Source organism: Paenibacillus sp. F411, assembly GCF_017582705.1.
In the GTDB taxonomy this organism is placed as follows: domain Bacteria; phylum Bacillota; class Bacilli; order Paenibacillales; family Paenibacillaceae; genus Paenibacillus_AQ; species Paenibacillus_AQ algicola.
Genome location: NZ_JAGFIP010000008.1, coordinates 118,344 through 139,435, shown reverse-complemented (window position 1 = coordinate 139,435; position 21,092 = coordinate 118,344). Strand labels below are relative to the sequence as shown.

Sequence of the window (21,092 nt, the reverse complement as noted above, 5' to 3'; positions counted from 1 at the left end):
CTGCTTGAATTGTAAACGCAGTGTAAAACTTTCAGCTTTCATTCAGCTGATTTTCATTGTCCTATCAGATTTCATCTCTATACTTTCCCTATGCAACGGATGATTGCACCGAACGATGAAGAAAGAAGCAGAGGGGAGAATGGACATGGACGGGGCTTTAAAATACCGCAGTGAGCTCAAATATTATATGAACCGTCATCAGCATGCGGTGCTAAGCAGCCGGCTTAAGCCCCTGCTGACTCGGGATGTGCATGCTTCAAGTACCGGGGAGTATCACATTCGCAGCCTGTATTTTGATGATGCCAGCAATACCGCGCTGCACGAGAAGCTAGGGGGGATCTCCAGCCGGGCCAAATACCGCATCCGGATCTACAACTTTCAGGATGACGTGATTCATTTCGAGAAAAAAATCAAGCAGCGGGACTATATTGCCAAGCTGAAGGAGCCGCTGACGCGAGAAATGTTTGACCGGCTCCTGGCTGGAGATATGGAGGTCCTGAACGTGCCAAGCAAGCCGCTGCTGCTAGAGATTTACTATCAGATGAAGCAGCAGCTTCTGGCTCCCAAGGTCATTGTCGACTATGTGCGTGAGCCGTTTGTGTGCCATCACGGCAACGTACGGATTACCTTTGACAAGGAGCTGCGGACCGGCCTGCACCGGACTGATATGTTCAGTCAGGATCTGGCGGCGATTCGCGCGCTGGATGAGGATCTGATGATACTGGAGGTCAAGTATGATGAGTACCTGCCGGAGTATATCCGGGCTGTGCTGCAAACAGAAGGCCTGCAGCGGCAGTCTGCCTCCAAGTATGTCATTTGCCGCAAATATTTGAAGTCGAATACGTGGGAGGATTATTAAGAATGGAAACAACAACGACAACGAATGAGCAGGTTACCTTTTCGGATATGCTCAAGAGCTCTCTGGTGAGCCAGTTTGAATCGGACATTACGATATCGAAGATGCTGATCACGTTTGCGATCGCGTTTGCGATCGGGGTGTTCATTTACTTGCTGTACAAACGGATCTTCAGCGGAGTGCTGTATTCCAAAAGCTTCAACGTTTCCTTGATCGGCATGACCCTGGTTACGGCCCTTGTCATCATGGCCATTAATTCGAATCTCGTGCTGTCTCTCGGTATGGTCGGCGCACTCAGTATTGTCCGGTTCAGAACGCCAATCAAGGATCCAACGGATTTGATCTTCTTGTTCTGGTCTGCTGCGGCAGGTATCGTGGCAGGAGCCGGATTCTACACGCTTGCGATGCTGGGCTCTGTTATTGTGGGCATGGTGCTGCTGGTGTTTATCAAAAACCCGATGCAGGATACGCCATATCTGGTGGTCGTCAATTGCGTGGATGACCAGAGTGAGCGGGAGGTACACGGTAAGGTGCAGTCTCTGGTAAAGCGGTATAACGTGAAACAGAAAACCGTCTTGCCAGGCCAGGTGGAGATGACCCTCGAGGTTCGGCTGAAGGACAAGGAAGGAGCGTTCGTCAACGAACTGATCTCGATCCCCGGGGTGAAGCATGCCGTCCTGATCAGCTATAACGGTGATTATGTATCTTAGAAAAACGAAACGGTGGTGGTCCTCATGTTTTGGAAATCAAAAGCGGCTGTGCCGCTGCTGTGTGCCTTGTTTGCGGTGCTGCTGCTAGCCGGACTGGTCTGGAATGGTGCCTTGACGCCTGCAGCTCAGGCCACCGTGGAAGTGGAGGATGGTGACACTGCAGAAACAGCAACGGCTGTTAGCTCCGGAACGAATGAGGAACAGCTGAGGTCCAGGGTGTTTGTTGAAAACGAGGTGGTGGACGTCAGAATCACAATCGATCCACAGGATTTCGAGGATATGCTGGAGCAGGCTTCAGAGGAAGTGATGAAGACCGCTTCCGTGGAATATAACGGGATCAAGGTGGACAATATCGGTATCCGTACGAAAGGCAATTTAAGCCTTCGCTCGGTGGTAAATATGCCGGATTCTGACCGATACAGCTTCAAGCTGTCGCTGGATGAATATATGTCTTCACAGCATCTGTTCGGCGTGACCAAGATCAATCTCAACAACAACTTCAGTGATGCCTCCTCCATGCGGGAATTTATGACGTATGAGCTCGCGGAAGAGCTGGGTTTGCCGGTACCGGGTCACTCGTATGTTAATGTGTATGTGAATGGTGAGCGTTATGGGACGTATCTTGCGGTGGAGCAGATCGGGAGCGCCTATCTGGAGCGTTATTTCGGGAGCAGTACGGGAGATCTGTATAAATCCGAGATGAGCGGGGCGGGCGGTGATCTGCAGTGGATTAGCGACGATGCAGACGATTACGCGGCTCTGGTCAAAAAATCCGGCGGCAACAGCGATGACGCACTGATTCAAATGCTGGACGAGCTCAATCACGGTACCGATTATGAGTCTGTGCTGGATGTGGAGGCAGGACTGCAATATATTGCTTTGAATGTGGCGGCGAACAATACAGACAGTTATATCGGACAGAACAAGCATAATTACTATTTTTATGATAAAAAGGGAATCTTAACCATCTTGCCATGGGATTATAATCTTGCCTTTGGTCAAGAGGGATATTCGTCGCTGCTCATAGATGAGCCGACCCAAGGCGCCGTAGCGGAGCGTCCGCTCGTGCATCACCTGCTGGAGCAGCCGGAGTATAAGGAACAGTATTATACCTTACTGCAGCAGGCTATTGATAAGGTATTGGCAGCCGATGTATTTGATGCCCGGGTGGATGAGCTGTATGCGCTGATTGCAGAGGACGTGAAGCAGGACCCGAATGCCTTCTACACCTTCGAGCAGTTTCAAGACGGCGTAGAAGCGCTGAAAGCAGTGAATGCCAGCCAGGTCAACATCATCTCAGAGCAGCTGGAAGGAACCCGACCTTCTTCTGGGGATGGCTCCGGCAGCGGCGGGGGCAGAAATCCGGACGGCATGGATGGCGGTATGGGAATGAGAAACAATGCCGCTGCAGAGGGCAATGCCGAAGATGCCGGCGGCTTCCCCGGTCCTGCTGCTGGAGAAGGAATGCCGCCGGATGGTGCAGGAAGGCCGGGGGCAGGAGAGCAAGGGGCAATGGATCAGCAAGGAGAGCCGGGCGTTCGGGGCCAACAGGGCATGCAGGGCATGGCACCGCCCGGTATGCAGGCTGGAGGCGGCCGGACCGGCTTCGGCGGTCCGGCCATGGAGAACGGCGGGACTGCCGGGAGCACTGCAGAGGCTTTGACGGCTGGAGCTGCATTGCTGCTCCTTATCGGGGGCTGCCTGATGATCCTTTTTTTCAGAAGGAATCGGCTCTAGGAAGCATCATCGTAAAATCGGTTGAGTTTATCGGAAGGAATGCGAAGATTTAAGATCGGGCAGGACGTATGATGAAATAGCCGGCAACATCAACTATAATGGAGGTCATAACCATGACTGATTCATCGCTGACCCGTGACGAAATTGAATTTTACGAGAAGAATGGCTATATGCTTCATAAGAAACAGCTATTTTCGGCAGACAAGATGCAGGAGCTGAGCAGCATTTTTGAGGAGCAGTGGGAGCTGGTCGGCAAAAAGCTGAACAGTGAGCTGGATACGCCCCATTTTCGGGATGAGAGGCTGCTGAAATTCCTGCTGAGTGATGAAGTGCTGGATCTGGTGGAGCCTATCATTGGCCCGAACATCGGACTGTGGTCCAGTCATTTCATCTGCAAGGAGCCGCTGGTGGGCAGACAGACGCCATGGCATGAAGACTCCGCTTATTGGAAGGGCAGACTGTCCCGTTTTGACAAGATCGTGACCGTGTGGCTCGCCATTGACCACAGCACGAAGGAGAACGGCTGCATGCGAGTCATTCCGGGCACGCATAATAACGGATTTTCTGATTATGAGGCAGTGGACGGAGAGAAGAATATTTTTGATACCGAAATTAAAAATATTGATCCCGATCAAGCTGTATACTTCGAGCTGGAGCCAGGTCAGTGCTCGCTGCACGACTCCCGAATTATTCACGGAGCCGCTGCCAACACAAGCGAGCACCGCCGCTGCGGTTATACCATGCGCTACTTTGCTACCGATGCACAGGTGATTACCGAGAAGAACCATGGCCACCAAATTTGGCTTGCCCGGGGTAAGGACCTCGCTGGCAACTCGTTCGTAAACGCCTAATTTTATGTAGAGGAGGACATCAGATGAAAGAAGCACCCGAGCGTTTATTGGGCAGCTCATTTCTCGATTTGTCCTCCTCTTTTCGTCTGTTCAGGCATGAGATCCGCGATCCCATTGAGACGCATTGGCATGATTTCTTCGAGATGGCGTTTGTGATCTCCGGCTCCGGCTGGCATGTTGTGAACGGGGAGCGGTTTCGTCTGGAACGAGGGATGACCTTTCTGCTGACGACGGCCGACTTTCACGAGATTATTCCCGATGAGCACAGTACGATCGAGCTGTATGATTTCATATTTGAAGGCGGCTTTGTCCGTCCGGGCTTGCTGGAGGAGGTTCTGCGTCATCGAGGATGGCTTCAGTACACCTTCGCCGGGGAGGAAGCCCGGGAGGTGGAGCAGGCCTTTGAACAGATCCGCAAGGAGACGGAGCCAATGCGCTGGGGCAGCCCCATGCTTATACAGGGGTGCTTCGAGCGAATCCTCATCGTAATGGCAAGAGCTTTGCCTGGAGAAGGCCTGAATGCGGCAGGGCCACCACGGAATGATCCCAAGAACAAGCTGCATCCATCCATCGTCAAGGCGGTGGACATGATTCAGTATCATTTTCGCGAGCCCATCCCGCTGAGCACCGCCGCAGCCTATGCAGGCCTTGCACCTAACTATTTCAGTGAGTGCTTTCGCAAGCAGGTCGGCATTCCTTTTCAAGCCTACGTTAATGACAAGCGGCTGCAATTCTCCTCCCGGCTGCTGCTAAGCAGTGATCTGCCGGTGACGGAGATCGGCTTCGCGGCAGGGTTTGGCACGATGACTCACTTCGAGCGCCTGTTTAAGCGCCGCTATGGCTGCTCGCCCAGACAGTTTCGCAAGAACCGGGGCGGTGCGCCTGTTTAGCGCTTCCGGTCTGTATAGCCAGATTCCTCTTTTGCGCCAGTCCCACGTTAATGTACACGAACGATGGAGGCATCCATAATTAAGCTTTCCAAATCGGGTTCCGATGCCAGGAACTCTAAAGCATGATTGAATGCACTTGCTTTCTCACATGTACCTGTTCAAAACATCACCGAATGGGTACACTCGAAAAATCCTCGATTACGAGCTGTCCAACACCCTCAAAAAGGCTTTGTTTTTAATTGCCTCAAATGTGCTCTCAGCCAGTGCTAACCCGAGATAATGAACAGTGACCAGGATTCCCATTTTTCCAATGCTGACTATCTTGAACTGCTTGAAAAAGCAGATGTAAAGATCTCTATGGATGGCAAGGGCCGGGAAACAGATAACAGCCGGACAGTATATTTCCGCACTCTTAAGTACGAACACATCTGTCTCAATGAATTCGAATTCCTCGCGCTCTGCGCAGAGGGACAGCTCGTTGTATTCATTTTACGACCTCATGCATCTCTATTAGGAGCCAAGCCGGATGATTCCACATGCATTGACTTGAACAAATCGCGTATCCACATCCGCTCCCCAGTATTCCAACTTATGTTAAGTACTATGTAACTAGAGAGTCATGTCACATATTTGGTACATTCTTACTATTGTTCATAAATCCATATATGGGTTATATTGTAATTGGGCTCGTGAGGGGAATTGAGGAGGGCTAAATTTGAAATCGACTTTTAAAAAGGTAGTAGGGATTGCTTCAGTTGCTGGACTTCTCTTTGCGTCCGCCAATGTTTATGCCGCTACGGCTACTGCGACCAAACCTGTAAATGACACTTCAACCCATGAAAGTGTTTCTATATCAGGTTTGGGCCAGTATGGTACTTTCGCTACTAGTGTTACAGCGGGTACGGGAACTGGATATGGTAAATTGTACAAATTTATCAGATACTGGCCTGATGACCTGCTCTATACACACACTGTGTACTATAACGGACAACCTTCGCAAAGTACTAGCTATTGGCTGAGTTCAAGTGAAGCTTACAATGTAACAGCTTCAGGTGACAAATCTCTCGGAGTCACATCCAGCATCACGAACTAATTATACAGCTTACTTAATTATACTACCCTTCGAGCCCTTCTTTAAATTACGCTTTAAATTTATTGATTAAGCTCAGGAAGTATGGTGATCTATGGTTTCAACAATCCGCAAACAGTGGCTTCAGCTTTTGAGGTCGCCTCTATGGCTAAGTATATTCGGTTTATGTATAGCGTTATCGATGATCCTCCCGAGATCTAATCTTACGAGTTTTGATGTTTTTCCGGGAATGGTGTATTTTATTATGGCGGCAAGTCTTTTGTTTTTTTTATATGGGGCTGAGGAAGCGCGGTCGGAACAGCGCTGGAACCAGTATGAGCTCGTGCGCACTCTACCCGGTTACACAAGGTATCGCATGGGAAAGTTTGTTTACTGGCTGCTTCTAACAAGCGCTTTTTATCTATTATTCTTTACGGCAGTAAGTTTGTATATTGTTGGAACGCACGGCGGAGGAAGTGCTGAGAAAATCACGCAGGCCTTAGTATATACGTGGTTGTGCTGGTGGTTTCCATTCTTCCTGACTGTTGTTCTGGGATATGTGATTTACTCTCTGCTCAGCAGCCTATACAGTTATGTGCTTATTGTACTGGTTTGGTTTCTGATCATGCCTTATAACACAATGGCATTTGGAGAATTTCTGCCGTTGGAGGTATCAGGCTGGCTGGTGATAGGCGATCCGAATATTGAACAAATTTTTGGTATCTATGACATGGAAAGTCAACAGATAAATATAGGTTTTTATATACAGCGGCTTGCCGCCCTGCTTTTGACAGTTGGCATATACGCGGCGGTAGTGTGGAAAGGTCTGACAAGAAAAATCGCATATATTGTCATGGCTGCGGCTCTTACGCTGCCTGTCGTCTCTTCACATGTTCCCTATTTATCAGGTGGTGACCCGGTGTTGGTTTACCAAGCGGCTGCGCCGCTAAATGAGGAAGAGCTGAAATATGCGATCGATAACGTCGAAATCAGACTTGAGCATGGGCGAAGCAATCATGATCTGTCTTATGTCTATGAAGTGGATATAAAGGCTGAGGTTGACGTAATCACACTGGCGCTTTTGGATGATTTTCAAGTGGTGGAAGCGAGGTTCGGAGACCTGCTTATCCCGGTTTCTCAGCAAGAGGGTCAACTTAAATTAAAGCTGCCTGCGGCTGAAGGAAGATTGATGCTTAGCTTGGTTACTCACACTTACGCTTCTGTGGGACCTAGTTTCTTTGAGCTGCCCTCGGCATTACCCTGGTACCCTATGCATCCGCTTGAGGCTGCGGATCCGTATCACCATGGCCTTAAGGAAACATATCGGTTGGATTTGAAGGGGTTAGATCATAAACTAGTTTGGACAAATCTGTCTGCCTTGGGAGATGGGATGTGGGAAGGAAAAGCATACGGACCGACGATTATTTACGGCGCCTATAAGAAGGCAGGAGAGATTATAAGCCCAGCTTTTAAGGATAGGCGGTCTGTGGAACGTGGCCATAACGAGCTGGCACGCTTGGTCGAGGAAGCGAAGGAGAGGCTTGGTGCAGGAGCGGAGTTGCCTGTCCGCGGTTATATGATCACAACCATGCAGCAGTTCACCGCCAATCCCGATGAATTCTTCGTGTACCAGGATGAGAGGCTGCTTCAGTCTGAATCCTTATTGAACGTCATGTTCTTAAGGGGATCGGAAACAGGAGGTAGCGGGATGAAGGATACCCGGCTGTTTGCAGCCCTGTATTTCGGTAACATGAAGAATCCCTCGACGGATATTTACTATAAATCTATCTTCGGAGAAGATGTTGTGAAACGTATCCGCACGGTATATATGGAGCTGCCAGAGCAGGAGAAGGAACAGATGCTCCGGATGTGGTATCAACAAACCGGCGGTCTTCTGACACCTGAACGTATAATGAAGGATTTGGAGGGGAAAACAAATGCTGGTGGCTGAACAGCTGACAAAGCGCTATGGATCCAAGACAGCCTTGCAGGAAGCGACCTTCACACTGGAGAAAGGGATAACCGGCCTGCTGGGTCCAAACGGAGCCGGAAAAACAACGCTGCTGCGCATCCTCGCTACCTATCATAAGGCTAGTGGGGGAAGGCTGTTGCTGAACGGGGTAGAATGGACCTCAGCCAATATGGAGAAGCTTCGCGCGGACATTGGCTACTTGCCGCAGCACATCGGATTATTTCCCTCTCTGACAGTTACGGAGTATCTGGACTATATCGCAAGTATGCGGGGAATGAACAGTAGCAGCATCAATAAACGAATGAATGAAGTGTTGAGAGAGGTTAATCTGGAAGAGGTGGGGAGGGAGAAGGTTCGTTCACTTTCTGGAGGCATGAAACAGCGGCTGGGCATTGCGCAAGCAATAATTCATGAGCCTGCGCTTCTGCTTGTGGATGAACCGACCGCAGGTCTTGATCCTGAGGAGAGGATCCGTTTCCGGAATCTGATTAAACGGCTGGGTCACAGCAGAGCGGTTCTTCTATCCACCCATATAACGGAAGATGTGTCCGTAACCTGTGACCGTGTACTGCTGATGAACAAGGGCTGGCTTCAATCACATGACCATGTGCGTGAGGTAGTGGCATATGCGGCAGGCAGCGTGTGGGGACTTCAGACTGAACAGGGGAAGTACGAGCAGCTCCGCAGCGATCCATCCGTTTTTATTACCGACCTGAAAGAGCAGCAGGAAGGGCTCTATCATATACGGGTGGTTGCGGCCTCCAAGCCTTCGGAAGATGCGCAGCCGTTGCAGCCTACATTGGAGGAGGGCTATATGGTTTGGTTAAACAGGAAGTAATACAGTGGCGATTTGTGTGGAAAACACAGCGACCGTTGCTGTTAATTCCGATTATGCTGTGGCTGGTTGTCATTTTAGCTGGCTCTTCATCGCAGCAGCTTGCCAAAGATTTGGCCGTATTTTTGCTGTACCCAAGCCTGGCCTTCCCGGTGGTTGGACTGATGTCGTCTATCGGATCAGCTTATCAGAAGGAGCTGTGGATCACGCTGCCCGTATCGCCATGGCGTGCAGGCGCTGTACGTCCACTTCTAATGAGCTTGTTGTATGCAGGTTTGTTCACATCTGTGCTTCACCGTTATTACACGCCTGCGCAGGTGGCAGGAGGATGCATCTCGGTTCTTATGTACATGCTGCTTATCGCCCTGATTACCACACTTTTTAAGAATAGTGCATTCGGTCTTTGCGGCGGGTTGATTTTTCTTTTTTTCGGATTGTTTACCGGCGGGAGCGGGCAGGGACCTCTCTACCTCATGCAATGGTACCGCCAGGTTACAGGGCTACCCTCGGACGTTTACCTGCTTGAGCAAGGAGTTTTTTGTCTGGTGGCCCTGTTCGGGACTGTACAGCTAATCCGCTTTCGAGAGCGGTTCCATTTGCTGAAAGATTGAAGGAAGAGCAACAGCTGGTTGAAAGCCTGTTGGCGGAATTATGGCCGATGGGCTGTTTTTGCTATGTCGACATAAGGTAATATCGTCCGGAAGGAATACAATGACTCCAAACCCGCCGCCTGCCTTCACCCCGCCGCGAATTCCACAAATCCCGGTTAATTATCCCTCTCCCTGTTTACAATACCCGTAACGGATGCTTGACACACATATGAATAAAGAGGTGTTGGTAGGATGTGGTTCTCGGAAACAAGAGAAGCAGTGCTGGAGAAGCTAAACGTAGATCCTGCCAAGGGACTGAGCGCGGAGGAAGCCGCAGCCAGGCGAGAGCAGCATGGCCCGAACCGGCTGAAGGGAAAGCCGAAGAAGAGTGTGGCGGCCCTGTTTTTTGCCCAGTTGAAGGATATGCTTATCTACGTCCTCCTCGGCGCCGCGGTCGTGACGCTGATCGTTGGCGAGTATATGGATGCTGTAATCATTCTGGCGGTGGTGCTGCTGAATGCAGCAATCGGAGTATTTCAGGAGCAGAAGGCGGAAAAAGCCATTGAGGCGCTGCAGCAAATGACTGCCCCGAGATCCCTGGTTCGCCGGGACGGGGCTGTGAAGGAAATCGACTCCGTCAACCTCGTGCCGGGAGATGTGGTCATCCTGGATGCAGGCAGATTCATCCCCGCCGACGTCCGGCTGCTGGACAGCGCGAATCTGCAGATTGAGGAATCCGCGTTGACCGGAGAGTCGGTGCCTTCGGACAAGCACGCAGAAGCCGTGCACGAGCATCCCAAGACACCGGTGGGAGACCGCTCCAACATGGCGTTCATGTCCACCCTGGTCACTTACGGACGCGGCGAAGGAGTCGTGATCGGCACGGCAATGGACACCGAGATGGGCAAAATCGCCCAGGCGCTGGACACCGACGAGCAGAAGCTGACCCCACTGCAGCAGAAGCTGGAGGAGCTTGGCAGGTTTCTGGGCTATATTGCCATCGGGGTGTGCGTGCTTATCTTCGTGATCGGCCTTATCCAGGGCCGGGAGTTGTTCGAGCTGTTCCTGACAGCGATCAGCCTTGCAGTGGCGGCTATTCCGGAAGGACTTCCGGCGATTGTAGCAATCGTGCTGTCGCTTGGCGTCACACGAATGTCCAAGATCAACGCTATCGTCAAAAAGCTCCCTGCCGTCGAAACGCTCGGCTCGGTTAACATTATCTGCTCCGACAAGACGGGAACGCTGACCCAGAACAAAATGACCGTCGTAAAGCGCTATAGTATACCGGAGGCTCACCCGGAAACTCAGCAGGACATGCTGAGGGCCTTTGTCCTGTGCAGTGATGCCAGCATTCATGATGGCGAGGCTACCGGCGACCCTACCGAGATTGCACTGGTGTATGAAGGAGAAGAGCAGGGGTTATCCAAAAGAAACCTCGAAACGGAATTCAAGCGTGTATCCGAGAGGCCGTTTGATTCCGACCGCAAGCTCATGTCTACGCTAAACACGGTCCCGGGCGGGTTCCGGGTTCACACAAAGGGCGCGATCGACCAGCTGCTGCGTATCTCCACCTCTGCCAGGGTTGGCGGAGAAACGGTACCGATGACAGAGGCGCTGAAGCAGCAGTATTTGCAGGCGGCTGAAGAAATGTCCGATCAGGCACTCCGGGTTCTGGCCGCGGCCTTTAAGGACAGCCCCTCCAAGGTAGAGCCGCAGGACATGGAACAGGACTTAACCTTCCTCGGCTTTGTCGGCATGATCGATCCGCCGCGGACCGAGGTGAAGGATTCCATCCGCGAGGCCAAGATGGCCGGCATTACACCGGTCATGATCACCGGGGACCACAAAAATACGGCGGTTGCTATTGCGAGAGAGCTGGACATTGCGAAGGATCTCAGCCAGAGCATGACCGGAGCCGAGATCGACGAGCTGTCCGAAGAACAGTTCGCGAGCCGCATCAAGGATGTGCGCGTCTTTGCCCGCGTGTCTCCCGAGCACAAGGTCAAGATTGTGAAGGCGCTGCGGGCGCAGGGCAATATCGTTTCCATGACCGGCGATGGCGTCAATGACGCACCTTCTCTCAAAAATGCAGACATCGGGGTTGCCATGGGCATCACCGGCACGGATGTGTCCAAGGGCGCCAGTGATATGATTTTGACCGATGACAACTTTACGACGATTGTGCACGCCATCCGGGAAGGGCGGAACATTTATGGAAATATCCGCAAGACCGTCACCTTCCTGCTGTCATGTAACTTCGGGGAGGTCGTGGCCATTCTCGCCTCCATCCTGTTCTTCTGGCCGCTGCCGCTGCTGGCGACACAGATTTTGTGGATCAACCTGGTTACGGACACTTTACCCGCCATCGCGCTGGGTATAGATCCCGGTGAGAAGGATATTATGAAGAAGAAGCCGCGTGATCCGAAGGAGAGCTTCTTCGCTGGCGGCGCCGCTGTGAATGCTGTGCTGGGCGGGCTGCTGATCGGAAGCCTGACCCTGCTGGCTTTTTATCTCGGCCTGCGGGAGTTTGGCTACAGCCTGGGAGATTCCGATATCCCGGATGATGCCATGACCTATGCGCGGACGATGGCTTTTGTCGTTCTGGCTGCGTCGCAGCTGTTTTACGCATTTACGAAGCGGAGCGCGACCAAGTCGATTTTTCAAATCGGAGTCTTCTCCAATAAATATCTGGTGGGGGCGGTGCTGGCCGGCCTGGTGCTGCAGTTCATCTCCATCAGCGTACCCGTGCTCGCGGCAGCCTTCAAGGTGCAGAACCTGAGCCTCTCCGATTGGGGACTGGTCATTGGTCTGGCGCTCATTCCGCTGATCATCAACGAAATCATCAAGCTGGTGACCAGGCAAATCCGCAAGCCGGAGCGGGCAGCCTGAGGAAGCATCTGGTCGGTTGCTTGCTGTTCGGAATCTGCTATTTACTCCTCCAACGTTTCACCGCGTTAAAGGTGCATTTGGCTTGAAAGACGAACATTTAAGTTGAAAAGCGGTACATTTATTAATATATTGTAAATAGGACAAACATCGCGTTGTCAGCAAATTATCTAGGAGGGTCTTCCCATATGAAAAAAGGGGTCATGTCTTTAATCAGTCTCGCACTGTCGGTTACCATGCTTGCAGGCTGCGGAAGTAAACCGGAGGAAGGTGCAACCAGCGGAGCTGGAGGAGAAGCACCGAAAGCTAGCTTTACGGTAGGAATGGTTACGGACGCAGGTACCATTGATGATAAGTCCTTTAACCAGGGCACTTATGAGGGAATCAAGAGAGCAAGCGAGGAGTTCGGCATCGAGATGAAATATCTCAAGCCGGCGGGCACGACAGAGGCGGAGTATACGAAGGAGATCGGCAATCTGTATGATGCAGACTACAGACTCATCGTGACACCAGGCTTCAAGTTCGAAACGGCGATTTTCAAGGCGCAGGAGAAGTATAAAGATGCGAAGTTTGTTCTGATCGACGGCGCTCCGAATTCCGGAGAGCAGGGCGCGGCGCCCGTCGTAGCTGAGAACACAGTTTCTATCTTCTTCGCGGAGCAGGAATCCGGCTTCCTCGCAGGTGTTGCCTCTGCGCTGCAGCTGAAGGAAGGCGAAGCCGGCTTCATCGGCGGCATTCAGATTCCACCGGTACAGAAGTTCAACTGGGGCTTCCAGCAGGGCCTGAGCTACGCCAATGAGAACCTCGGCACAAACGTAACGATCAAGAAGGAGAATGTCGTATACCAAGGCACCTTCGATAACGTAGCAGCAGGCGGACAGCTTGCGGCACAAATGTATGACCGCGGCGTGGATGTTGTCTTCGCGGCAGCCGGCGGTGTGGGTGTCGGTGCCATTCAAGAGGCAGTAACCCGCGCGAAGGGCGGAGAAGCGGTATGGATGGTCGGCGTTGACGTAGACCAGTATGAGGATGGAGCATACGGAGACGGCAAGTCCGTCGTGCTGACCTCGGCGGTGAAGAAGGTGGACCAGGCTGCCTACGATATGATCAAGGCAGAGATGGACGGCACCTTCCCGGGCGGACAGACTCTTACGCTGGATGCAAAGTCTGACGGTGTAGGCCTGCCGGAAGAGAACCCGAACCTGAGCGAGGACGTGATGAAGCAGGTAGAGGAAGTTCTCGGCAAAATCAAATCCGGTGAGATTACGGTATCTGCAGAGCAGGGCGACCTGATCCAGTAATCCAGTCAACCCGCAACAAAAAAGACGGAGAAGCTATCCGTCTTTTTTGTTGAGAGTAAGAAACAGAGCTTATGGATGCTGAAGACTCCCCGGCCTTCGGGGATGAAGAAGGAGAGAGCCGAACCTATGGACTACGTTGTCGAGATGGAGGGCATCCGAAAGGAATTCACGGGCATCGTTGCCAACGACGATATTACACTCAGATTGCGAAAAGGGGAGATTCACGCTCTGCTCGGGGAAAACGGCGCAGGCAAATCGACTCTGATGAGCATTCTGTTCGGGATGTATCAGCCGGATCGCGGCCGGATTCTGGTCGAGGGCAAGGAAGTGCGGATCACGAGCCCGAACGTTGCGAACAAGCTGGGCATTGGCATGGTGCATCAGCACTTTAAGCTGGTCGAGCCGTTTACCGTGACGGAGAATATTATTTTGGGCTATGAAACCCGCAAGTTCGGACTGTTCATGGATACAGACAAGGCCGCGAAGCGGGTCGGGGAGCTGTCGAAGCAGTACGGCCTGAACGTGGACCCTTATGCGAAGATTGAGGATATTTCGGTCGGGATGCAGCAGCGGGTGGAGATTCTGAAGATGCTTTACCGCAATGCAGATGTGCTTATCTTTGACGAGCCGACGGCGGTGCTGACTCCTCAGGAGATTACCGATCTCCAGGAAATCATGAAGAACCTGACCAAGGAAGGTAAGTCCATCATTCTTATCACCCATAAGCTGAAGGAGATCAAGGCAGTGGCAGACCGCTGCACCGTCATCCGGCGCGGCAAGACGATCGGCACCGTGGATGTGGCGGAGACGAGCCGGGAGGCCATGGCGGAGATGATGGTCGGCCGCAGCGTATCCTTCAAGGTGGATAAGACCGCGAGCGCTCCGGGAGCTGCCGTGCTGGAGGTGTCGTCTCTGACGGTGAAGAACAGCAAGAAGGTAGAAGCGCTGAAGCGCTTTAGCCTGAGCGTTCACGCCGGTGAGATTGTCGGCATTGCAGGCGTGGACGGCAATGGCCAGACCGAGCTCATCGAGGCCATTACCGGCCTGCAGAAGGCCGAGAGCGGCGAAGTGCTGCTGAGCGGCAAGCCGATTCACGAGCTGTCGATCCGGGAGCGGAATGACAGAGGCATCGGGCATATTCCAGAGGACCGCCACAAGCGCGGGCTTGTGCTGGATTACAGCCTGGAAGAGAATATGATGCTGGAAGTGTACAACCGGCCGCCATTTTCCCGGAATGGATTGCTGAAGCCGAACGCGATGCGGGAGCATGCGGAGCATATTATTGAGAGCTTTGACGTGCGCTCTGGCAGCGGTGTCCGCTCTGTGGCCCGCTCGCTGTCCGGAGGGAACCAGCAGAAGGCTATTATCGGGCGTGAGGTGGAGCGTGATCCTGATCTCCTCATCGCTGTGCAGCCCACACGGGGTCTGGACGTAGGATCGATTGAATACATTCACCGCCGCCTGGTAGAGCAGCGCGATAAAGGGAAAGCCGTGCTGCTCGTCTCGCTGGAGCTTGATGAAATTCTGAATCTCTCTGACCGCATTGCGGTCATTAACAGCGGGGAGCTGGTCGGCATCGTGAACGCTTCCGAAACGAATGAACAGGAGCTGGGCCTGATGATGGCCGGTTATGGCAAAGAGGAGGGCAGCGCATGAACAACAGTATAAAATCGTTTGTCGCCGTCCTGCTCGGACTGCTGGCCGGAGTTCTGCTCATGGCTGTAACCGGTCACAACCCGGTGGAAGGCTTTAAATATCTGATCGAGGGCGGCCTGAAAAATCCGGAGCGGATCGGGAACACCCTCGCTACCGCTACCCCGCTCATTCTGACAGGCCTGTCCGTCGCGTTCGCGTTCCGCACCGGTCTCTTCAATATCGGGGCCGCGGGGCAGATGCTGTTTGGCGGCTTCTGTGCAACGGCGGTCGGCCACTGGCTGGACTTGCCCCGCGCCCTTCTTCTGGTCGTCATTGTGCTGGCCGGCTTTATCGGCGGGGCGCTGTGGGCGCTGGTGCCGGGCATTCTAAAGGCCCGGTACAACGTGCATGAGGTGGTCAGCACCATTATGATGAACTGGATTGCCTACTGGATTGTGTTCTATGCGGTGCCTTCCTACTTCAAGGGAAGCAGTGAGACGGAATCCCGGCAGCTTCCGGCCAATGCCCTGCTCCAGCAGCAGGGGCTTAGCGATTTGTTTCAAGGCTCCTACATCAATCTGGGCCTGTTCGTCGCCTTGATCAGTGTTGTTCTGGTGGCCTTCCTGATTCAAAAAACAACGCTCGGCTACGAGCTGAAGGCAGTCGGCTTTAACCGTCATGCGGCAGAGTATGCCGGCATCGGGGTGCAGCGGAGCATCGTGCTGTCGATGTTTATCTCCGGCGGCATCGCAGGCCTTGCGGGAGTAACCCAGTATACGGGCAATGCCTCCAGCATTCAGATCGGCATCCTGCCGAGCCAGGGCTTTGACGGCATTGCCGTTGCACTGCTGGGTGCCAACGCACCGCTTGGCGTGCTGCTGGCTGCTATTTTCTTCGGCCTGCTTTACTCTGGCCGGGGCTTTATGAACGCCATGACCGATATACCGCCGGAAATTGCGGATTCGATCATCGCGATTATTATTTATTTTGCAGCGACGAGCATTCTCGTGGATCGCTTGTATCGTAAATACAAATCACGCCGTGCGGCGAACAAGAAGCAGGGGGGCTGAACCAATGTGGACGACACTTGAGCAAATTTTTCCCTACGCGATCGTGTTCACAATTCCGCTGCTGATTACCGCCCTGGGTGCCCTGTTCAGTGAACGGAGCGGCGTGGTCAACATTGGTCTGGACGGCTTGATGATCATCGGCTCCTTCATGGGCGCCTTTGTGACCTTCAAGCTTCAGGAGCAATATGGAGATGCGCCCTGGGTGCTGTGGGTAGGCTTGCTGGCAGCTATGGCAGCCGGCATGCTGTTCTCGGTGCTGCATGCGTTTGCCAGCATCAACCTCAGCGCGAATCAGATCATTAGTGGTACGGCCATCAATCTGATCGCCGGCGCGTTGACGATCTTTCTCGCGCGGAACATGACGGGCAGCGGGAATATCCGCATCAGCATCTTTGAGCCCTTCAATGTGCCGCTGCTCTCGGACATTCCCTTTCTGGGGGATTTATTCTTCACGCGGAGTAACCCCGTGACCTGGTTCGTGCTTATTATTCTCGCCGTCAGCACGGTCGTTCTGTACAAGACGCCGTTCGGAATGCGCCTGCGCGCCTGCGGAGAGCATCCGCACGCGGCTGAAGCTGCCGGGGTGCGGGTGCAGTCCATGCGTTATGCCGGCGTGCTGATCTCCGGTGCTTTCTCGGGTCTTGGCGGTGCCGCCATCCTGATGACCTACTCCGGAGAATTTAATGGTAACGTCTCGGGTCTGGGCTTCCTGGCGCTGGCGTCCTTGATCTTCGGTCAGTGGAGGCCGCTGGGTGTGCTTGCCGCAACCTTCTTCTTCGGGTTTGCAAGCACCGTGGCGAACGTGTCCCAGGTCATTCCGTCGCTGGCGGTTATTCCACCCGTAGTGCTAAAGGTGTTCCCGTACGTGGTCACCCTGATTGCCCTGGTCATCTTCTCCAAGTCCTCTAACGCACCGAAAGCGGTTGGTGAGCCGTTCGATTCCGGCAAGCGGTAGGAACGTCTACGAGGGCATGCTTTGCGGATGAGGAGCTTATGCGTTACGTGATAGAACCTATGTATGAAATACAGACAGCCTCCGCTTGGACCGTGTTGAACCGTCCAAAGCGGAGGCTGTCTTTTTTGTTTGCTTTTTTGTCCGAAAAAATGAACCGTTTTAGCCGGTCCGTTGTTTATATTACATCACGTACCGGAAAGGAGGGCTCTGAAATTGACAGATCGAGAGCTGTTTGATGCTTATAACAAAGATGTATACCGTACCTGCTATTATATGCTGCGTAACGTTCAGGATGCGGAGGATGTATGTCATGACGTATTCGTCACCGTATTTCGCCAGGATTGGCACGAGATTGAGCAGCTGCGAGCCTGGATTTTGCGGATCTCTGTCAATCATTGCTTGAATCTGCTGCGCAAGCAGCAGAGGCGAACCGTAAAGCAGCCTCAGCTGCAGTGGATGCGGAAGCATCAAGAGGCTTCGGTTCCTGCTGTAGATGCGCAGGTGCTGAAGCGGGAATCGTCGGAAGAGTGGGAGAAGCTGCTGGGACAATTGCCTGAGAAGCTCATGGCCGTGGTGGTTCTTCGATACCTTGGAGAGCTGTCTACCGCTGAAATTGCACAGTCGCTGAATTTGCCTCAAGGGACGGTAAAATCCCGGCTGCATAAAGCCCTCAAGCTGATGCGGGGCAAGCTGGAAAGCAAGGAATTATATGATAGGAGAGGTGAACGACAGTATGGAGCACCTTGAACGAGATCTCAAGAATCAGATGAAAAGTGACAGAGGCGTACCCTATCCAGACTTTGAAGCGATGTGGGGCCGTATTCAGCAGAATGAGCTGCATACCGAGACCGAGGCTGGCGGGAAGTCCTGGACGCCTGTAGTGTCTCAGCGGTTCCACAAGAGAGCGGCTATGATCCTCGGGATCTCTGCAGCGCTGGTGGCTGTACCGGTCTATGCGGCCATTCAGTATGACTGGTCTGACCTTCTGTCGTACCGCTCAGGGATCATGACCGCTCTGGAGGATGGACTCGGGCAAACCATTGAGCAGTCCGTGACCCGAAACGGGATTACGCTGACGGTACACACCGCCTTTACGGATGAGAATCGGACGGTTCTGCTATATTCACTGGATCCCGGTTCGGTGACCGAGGGACAATCCATAGATTATGGCCAGTTGAGCTTGAGAGATGATAAGGGAAAGCTCATTAAAGGTGATTTTAACCAGAGATATAATGAACAGCTTGGAGTGGTACAGGGATATTTTGAAAGTGAATGGGTACCGAGCGGTTCCCTGAGTGAATTGACCTTTGGCATCGAAGATGTGCATTTCATGGAGGAGGCGCGCTTTCCGGTATCGTACAATCCGAAGCAATCGGAAGCACAAGAGTTGAAGATCGGCCGGGATGGGGTGGAGTCACTGTTGATTCAATCCTTTCCCCAGTCTGAAGGAGAAGTGCTGCTGCGGTCTGTATTTCGATTCGCCGAGAACTTCAAGCCAGAACAAGCAGGCTGGGTCCGGATCGAGATAGAGCAGAAATCTGACCAGCATCGAACGGCAGCGCGCAATCCAGGAATTTTCGGGACTCCGGGTAAGCCCGGTGAGGTCATCAATGAGCAGGTATTCAGTGCCGAGCAGCTTCAGAAGGAGGACACGCGTTTTGAGATGGTGTACAGCCGAGCTGCCCGAACGTCAACAGGAGTATGGGGAATCGACTTGCAGCTTTCCAAGAAACAAATGGAGAAGAGCACCTTCCAAGAGAAGCTGAACGTGCCGCTGCCGCAGGTGCCGGGTGGAACCTCTGTGCATGAGCTGATCATCACACCTACCCAGGTTCAGGTGATCCTGAAGCATCAAGAGAAGGTTCTGCTCCTGCCATATCAAAGGTTTGAGCTTCATGCAGGAGAGACCGTCCTTCAGGGTGGAAGCAGCCTTGTAGACTATTCAAAATCCACCGAGCTAAGGTTTGAAATGAACGGCTTGAAGGCGGATGAGTTGGCGGGACTTCCAATGACGCTGGTGGCCAAGCATCGGATCGATGAGCACGAGGGAGACGGAACCCCGATTCTGTTAAACCGGATTTCCGAGCAGCGCCAAAGCGTAGAGGTCAGCCTGGGAGCGTATCCTGTTCAATTCACCTATTACCGAAAAGACGGTCATCTGTATGTGGAGTCCTCAAGCCAGGATTCCCGGTTTGGCGGCGTAACCCAGACCTATTATTTGGAAGAGGGAGGTAAACGTATTTACGCCAAACCAGCCAAGACATGGCTGAGGGGAGATGGGGATAACCGCCGCATGGATGTCTACGAGAACTTTACAGCACAAGAGCTGCCTGTTTATGTATGGATGTATACCACAGAAGCTCCGAAAGAAGAGCTAAGTACTCCATTGAGATCAGGGCAATAACCTGCCCATCTATCACAGCCGCCCCTAAGCCGATGAGGTGACAAAGGGCGGCTGTTATTGTGTCATTGGAGTCATTGCCGGGGATTTTTAATCTGCTTCAAACGACAGCTTCTATGTTATGATAAAATTATGGTTATTCATATTGTCATGGAATGAGGGTTGTCGGTTGTCCAAAAAAATTACACTTCAGCATATCGCTGAACAGGTTGGCGTATCTAAATTCGCGGTATCTATGGCGTTGTCCGGCAAGCCGGGCATCAGTGCCGAGACGAGAGAGAAAATACGGCAGGCTGCCGCCAGTCTCGGCTATTACTCCCAGAATCACGTACGTATGAAGCCGCGGACGCAGCTGGCTGACACTCATCAAGAGCAGCAACCGTCAAGCACGGTGCCGACCGTTATTGTTCTTATTCCCAATGTACGCTTTCAGACTAAGGATTCGCTGTACTGGGGGCGGGTGATGAATGGCGTTACGGATGCGTTGGAAGCGGAGGGCGTCCACCCCGTCGTCATTACGGAATTTAATGATGAGCTGTTTACACATATCATTCAGGTGGATAAGGTAATGGGGTTAATTGGCATCGGGATGATCTCCAACGCACTGCTGATGCAGGTAAAGGGTGCAGGAATTCCGTATGTGCTGGTCGATCATGAGGATGAGCTTCTTCCGTCCGATTCTGTGTTTACGAACAATCTGGACGACTTCCGGAAGGCGGCGCAGCACTTGCTGGGCAGCGGCCACCGGGATATTAAGTATATCGGAAGCCTTACGCATTCCCGCAGCTTCATGGATCGCTGGCTCGGCTTTCGGATGGCGATGGAGGCGGCTGGAGAGAAGGAGGTGCTGGAACGATGCACCATTCAGCTGGAGGGGGTAACAGGACTGCCAAATCAGGTGAGACAGCAATTGAGGCGCCTGCATGAAGCCGACTCGCTGCCAACCGCGTTTCTGTGCGTCAATGATGTCATCGCGCTCTATACCTGGGAAGCTCTTGAAGAGCTGGGGATCCAGGTTCCGCAGCAATGCTCGGTGTTTGGCTTCGATCATGTGGAACAGACCGGGGGGCGTTCTCTTAGTACCATTAATGTCAGTAAGGAGGAACTCGGGGCAACGGCAGTGGAGCTGCTGCTGCATCGGCTGAAAAATCCGGAGAAGCCCATTCAGAAGGTGCTGCTTTCTGGTCATATGCTGCTGGGCAGCAGCACGGCCCCCCTGCAGCTAACGTAGGAGAAATATAGCGCCTCGGCAGACAGTGTTTGCCGAGGCTTTTTGATGGGAAACAGCGGCTAATAACGGAGGTCCATGTATATAATTTTATTTGATGACAACA

General features: G+C 52.8%; 17 protein-coding genes. All 17 read left to right on the top strand.

The annotated features are described in order from the left end of the window. The first annotated feature begins 145 nt into the window (after positions 1-145). The 17 genes from JJQ72_RS10565 (at position 146) to JJQ72_RS10485 (ending at position 20,989) form a co-directional block, all read left to right on the top strand. A complete protein-coding gene (locus JJQ72_RS10565; protein WP_138227571.1) occupies positions 146-859 on the top strand; it encodes a polyphosphate polymerase domain-containing protein in 714 nt (237 codons plus the stop codon). 2 nt (positions 860-861) lie between these two features. Further along, complete coding sequence (locus JJQ72_RS10560; RefSeq protein ID WP_208203645.1) at positions 862-1,566, top strand: DUF4956 domain-containing protein; 705 nt, start codon at positions 862-864, stop codon at positions 1,564-1,566. Positions 1,567-1,590: 24 nt separating this feature from the next. Further along, positions 1,591-3,303 (top strand): CotH kinase family protein, encoded by a 1,713-nt coding sequence (locus JJQ72_RS10555; RefSeq protein WP_208203644.1) that lies wholly within the window; start codon positions 1,591-1,593, stop codon positions 3,301-3,303. A gap of 113 nt (positions 3,304-3,416) precedes the next feature. Beyond that, positions 3,417-4,154 carry a phytanoyl-CoA dioxygenase family protein gene (locus JJQ72_RS10550; RefSeq protein ID WP_138224180.1) on the top strand — a complete coding sequence of 246 codons (738 nt, stop codon included), beginning with the start codon at positions 3,417-3,419 and terminating at the stop codon, positions 4,152-4,154. A gap of 23 nt (positions 4,155-4,177) precedes the next feature. Continuing rightward, positions 4,178-5,044 carry a helix-turn-helix transcriptional regulator gene (locus tag JJQ72_RS10545; RefSeq protein ID WP_138224181.1) on the top strand — a complete coding sequence of 289 codons (867 nt, stop codon included), beginning with the start codon at positions 4,178-4,180 and terminating at the stop codon, positions 5,042-5,044. 715 nt (positions 5,045-5,759) lie between these two features. Continuing rightward, positions 5,760-6,137 (top strand): hypothetical protein, encoded by a 378-nt coding sequence (locus JJQ72_RS10540; protein ID WP_138224182.1) that lies wholly within the window; start codon positions 5,760-5,762, stop codon positions 6,135-6,137. A 91-nt stretch (positions 6,138-6,228) separates the two neighbouring features. Continuing rightward, entirely contained in the window at positions 6,229-8,064 is a 1,836-nt protein-coding gene (locus JJQ72_RS10535; RefSeq protein ID WP_208203643.1) for a hypothetical protein, read from the top strand. Then, on the top strand, positions 8,051-8,923 hold the full coding sequence (locus JJQ72_RS10530) for an ABC transporter ATP-binding protein (RefSeq protein WP_138224184.1): 873 nt from the start codon (positions 8,051-8,053) through the stop codon (positions 8,921-8,923). The genes JJQ72_RS10535 and JJQ72_RS10530 overlap by 14 nt, the downstream gene beginning before the upstream one ends. Beyond that, positions 8,905-9,531, top strand: a complete 627-nt coding sequence (locus tag JJQ72_RS10525) for a hypothetical protein (protein WP_138224185.1) — start codon at positions 8,905-8,907, stop codon at positions 9,529-9,531. Before JJQ72_RS10530 ends, JJQ72_RS10525 begins: the two co-directional genes overlap by 19 nt. Before the next feature lie 231 nt (positions 9,532-9,762). Further along, a complete protein-coding gene (locus tag JJQ72_RS10520; protein WP_208203642.1) occupies positions 9,763-12,399 on the top strand; it encodes a cation-translocating P-type ATPase in 2,637 nt (878 codons plus the stop codon). A 185-nt stretch (positions 12,400-12,584) separates the two neighbouring features. Then, complete coding sequence (locus JJQ72_RS10515) at positions 12,585-13,697, top strand: BMP family lipoprotein (RefSeq protein WP_138224187.1); 1,113 nt, start codon at positions 12,585-12,587, stop codon at positions 13,695-13,697. Between the two features lie 126 nt (positions 13,698-13,823). Then, on the top strand, positions 13,824-15,353 hold the full coding sequence (locus tag JJQ72_RS10510; protein ID WP_208203641.1) for an ABC transporter ATP-binding protein: 1,530 nt from the start codon (positions 13,824-13,826) through the stop codon (positions 15,351-15,353). Further along, a complete protein-coding gene (locus JJQ72_RS10505; protein WP_138224189.1) occupies positions 15,350-16,402 on the top strand; it encodes an ABC transporter permease in 1,053 nt (350 codons plus the stop codon). Before JJQ72_RS10510 ends, JJQ72_RS10505 begins: the two co-directional genes overlap by 4 nt. Before the next feature lie 4 nt (positions 16,403-16,406). Then, positions 16,407-17,357, top strand: coding sequence for an ABC transporter permease (locus tag JJQ72_RS10500; protein WP_138224190.1), 951 nt, complete (start codon positions 16,407-16,409; stop codon positions 17,355-17,357). 213 nt (positions 17,358-17,570) lie between these two features. After that, the gene (locus JJQ72_RS10495) at positions 17,571-18,104 is read left to right on the top strand and encodes an RNA polymerase sigma factor (protein WP_208203640.1); all 534 of its coding nucleotides are present in this window, start codon (positions 17,571-17,573) and stop codon (positions 18,102-18,104) included. Next, positions 18,091-19,761, top strand: a complete 1,671-nt coding sequence (locus JJQ72_RS10490) for a DUF4179 domain-containing protein (protein WP_208203639.1) — start codon at positions 18,091-18,093, stop codon at positions 19,759-19,761. Before JJQ72_RS10495 ends, JJQ72_RS10490 begins: the two co-directional genes overlap by 14 nt. 166 nt (positions 19,762-19,927) lie before the next feature. Next, on the top strand, positions 19,928-20,989 hold the full coding sequence (locus tag JJQ72_RS10485; protein ID WP_208203638.1) for a LacI family DNA-binding transcriptional regulator: 1,062 nt from the start codon (positions 19,928-19,930) through the stop codon (positions 20,987-20,989). Positions 20,990-21,092: the final 103 nt, after the last annotated feature.